Raw genomic sequence first — 3,002 nt, 5'->3', positions numbered from 1 at the left:
AGGCTATGATGCCAATAAACTGAACGTAGCCCTCGCTGATATTAAGGCTGCAGTTGCGAAAGCCAAAGAGTCTAAGGGTGAACTTACAGAAGATGATGTCCGTAAGATTGTTGAAGATACCTTAAAGAACTATAAACTAGATCAGGTCGTTACAGGTAATCAAGTGAATGTCATCATCAACTTCGCCTTCAATCTTTCAAAGAGCGATATTCTTAATAACGAAGACTTTACAAAGACGCTAAAACAAAATATCGAATCAACCCAGATCGACCACTACAAGCCTCACATGGCAAACGATATGGATCTCATGCAAGATGTCGCTGATATGTTTCAAGAGTACGATCTAAACGTTATCGCAGTTACAAGTAGTACTGGCATACTGCTTGGTCGTATCACGTATGATGATATCCACGACTACATCCAAGAGAGCGCAACAGAGCAAATTTATAACCTAGCTGGCGTTGATGACGAGTCAGAAGAGGACGATACGCTATTTAAAGCGGGTCGTGGCCGTGCGGTTTGGCTTGGTGTAAATTTACTAACAGCACTTTTTAGCTCATCTATCATCGGACTTTTTGATGAGACGATCGCAGCTTACGTCGCACTTGCCGTGCTTATGCCGATAGTCGCCTCCATGGGCGGCAACACCGGCACGCAGGCGCTTACGGTAACTGTGCGCCGCCTAGCCTTGGGCGAGATAGCGTTTAAAGACAAAAAGCAGGTTCTCTTTCGCGAGATCACGATCGCTTTCATAAACGGTCTCATTTTTGCCACGCTGATGGGGTTTGTGGCATATTTTTGGTTCGGCATTAAGCTTTTGGGGCTGGTGATTGCGATGTCGATGGTGCTAAATTTAACGCTTGCGGGGCTTTTTGGCGCCGTCATTCCGATCACGCTTAAAAAATTAAATATCGACCCCGCCGTCGGCAGCTCCGTGCTGCTTACCACGGTAACGGATATCGTGGGATTTTTTAGCTTTTTAGGACTTGCGACGTGGATACTACTATAAAAAATTTTAAAATTTCCGAGCTTAAAAGCTCGAATTTCGTTAAACCCTTTCGCTTGAGCTTTGAGATGGACGGCGTAGCGCGCGCGTGGGACTGCGTCAAGGTGCACGATAGCGTCTCGATTTTGCTCTACCATACGCAGCGCAACGCGCTTTTGCTCGTCAAGCAGTTTCGCCCCAGCGTGTGGTTTTATCAAGAGGAAAATTTAATAAATTCGCCCGAAAAGGGCTACACCTACGAGCTTTGCGCGGGCATTTTGGACAAGGGCATCAGCGAGGAGCAAACGGCGATCGAAGAGGTGCTCGAAGAGACAGGCTATGCCGTGAAAGATCTGAAATTTATCACGAGCTACTACAGCGCCCTGGGCTTTGCGGCAAACCGCCAAATTTTATACTTCGCGTGTATCGACGAATCGATGAAGCTAGGTCGCGGCGGCGGCGTGGACGGCGAGAAGATCGAGCTTTTCTACCTGCCTGCGGCCAAGGCGCGAGAGTTTATGTTTGACGAGAAGATCGTGCGCGCGCCGGGGCTGATCTTGGCATTTCAATGGTTTTTGAGCGAGTTTAAAGCTTAGCGGCGAGATGGAATTTCGTGTGCCATCGCGCGTTTTTGCGCCTCGGCTTTAAATTTAAAGGACGGCGATGAGGGTTTTACTTAGGCTGTGCGTTATCGCGGCGTGTGTTTATGTCTGCGTGCTAGCGGGACTTTATATCTTTCAGGAGCGGCTGATATTTTTGGGCGAGCCGCTGGATAAAAATTTTAAATTTAGCTTTGAAAATTCCGAATTTGCGGGACTTGCGAATGCGCCAGAGAACGGCGAGCATTTAGAGGCATCGATGTCCGCTACGCAAAATGGCGCGGCGATAAATGGCGTCGCGGACGAAAGCGCTTCGGCGATTGGCGGCGTAAAGGAAAACGGCGCCGCAGCGGGTGAGATCAAAAACAAAAACGCTCAAACTAGCTCCGAGCGCGGCGGCAAAAACGCCGCAGGAAACGCCGCTACTGGCAATAACGCAAACGTCGCTGCGATAAAATTTCAAGAGATCAATATCCCGTTTGGGGGCGGGGTGATAAACGGGCTGAAATTTAGCGCGGCAGAGCCCAAAGGCGCGATTTTGTTCTTTCACGGCAACTTCGGCGACGTGAGCGGCTGGGGCGCATACGGCGCGGATTTTGCGGCTTTGGGATACGATTTTTATATTTTCGACTACCCGGGTTACGGCAAATCGGACGGCAAAATTTCATCGCAGCAGCAGCTTTTTGCGAGCGCCGATGCGATGAGCCGCTACGTTTTAGCGCAGCATTCGCCAGGTAAGCTCGCGATGATCGGCTACTCGATCGGAAGCGGCATCGCGGCGCAGCAGGCCGCGAAGTGGGACGCGGCGCGGCTGATCTTGCTCGCGCCATATTTTAGCTTCGAGCGGCTTGCGCACGAAAAAATCCCCTTCGTGCCGAAATTTTTGATCCGCTACAAGATTCCGACCGCGGAATTTCTGCAAGCGGCACGCGGCACGCAGATCACGCTCATACACGGCACCGCCGACGAGCTGATACCGGTGCATCACTCGTATGATCTTGCAGGATCTCTTAAGGCGGGCGATCTATTTTACGAAATAGCCGCCGCGCGCCACAACGGACTGCTGGCAATGCCCGGTATTTGGAAAATTTTAAAAGAGCGGCTACGCTAATCTAGCGGGGCTCGGCGTAAAATTTTACGCAGAATTCGACCGCTAAATTTTAAAATTTTACGTAGAATTCCGCGCGGGTTAGGTCGTCGTAAAATTTCATAAAATTTTATAGCGGCAAAACACGGCGCCAAAACAAGGGGCGCAATTTCAAATCAAAATTTATGCGCCGTTAGCTGCCAAATATAGAGCCGATTTTGTAGCGTTAAATTCTTTCTAGCGCGAAGGTGCTGCAAATTTCAAACTAAAATTTGCGCCCGATCGCGACGCCGTATTTTAGCCGCGATAAAATTCTGTGAAATTTTATCTC

At 49.5% G+C, this 3,002-nt stretch carries 3 protein-coding genes; all 3 read left to right on the top strand.

Features of this window, described 5'->3' with window-relative positions:
* The coding region (locus Q0620_RS07665) for a DUF1002 domain-containing protein (RefSeq protein WP_298784242.1) at window positions 1-1,009 on the top strand (1,009 nt) is incomplete at its 5' end.
* A complete protein-coding gene (locus Q0620_RS07660) occupies window positions 994-1,581 on the top strand; it encodes an NUDIX hydrolase (protein WP_298784240.1) in 588 nt (195 codons plus the stop codon). The genes Q0620_RS07665 and Q0620_RS07660, both read left to right, overlap by 16 nt.
* Window positions 1,582-1,648: 67 nt before the next feature.
* The gene (locus Q0620_RS07655; RefSeq protein ID WP_298784238.1) at window positions 1,649-2,695 is read left to right on the top strand and encodes an alpha/beta fold hydrolase; all 1,047 of its coding nucleotides are present in this window, start codon (window positions 1,649-1,651) and stop codon (window positions 2,693-2,695) included.
* Window positions 2,696-3,002 lie beyond the last annotated feature (307 nt).

The sequence above is a fragment of the uncultured Campylobacter sp. genome (genome assembly GCF_938017615.1).
Lineage (GTDB): Bacteria > Campylobacterota > Campylobacteria > Campylobacterales > Campylobacteraceae > Campylobacter_B.
The sequence above is the reverse complement of the archived record's forward strand: the minus strand, read 5'-3'. Positions and strand labels throughout refer to the sequence as shown.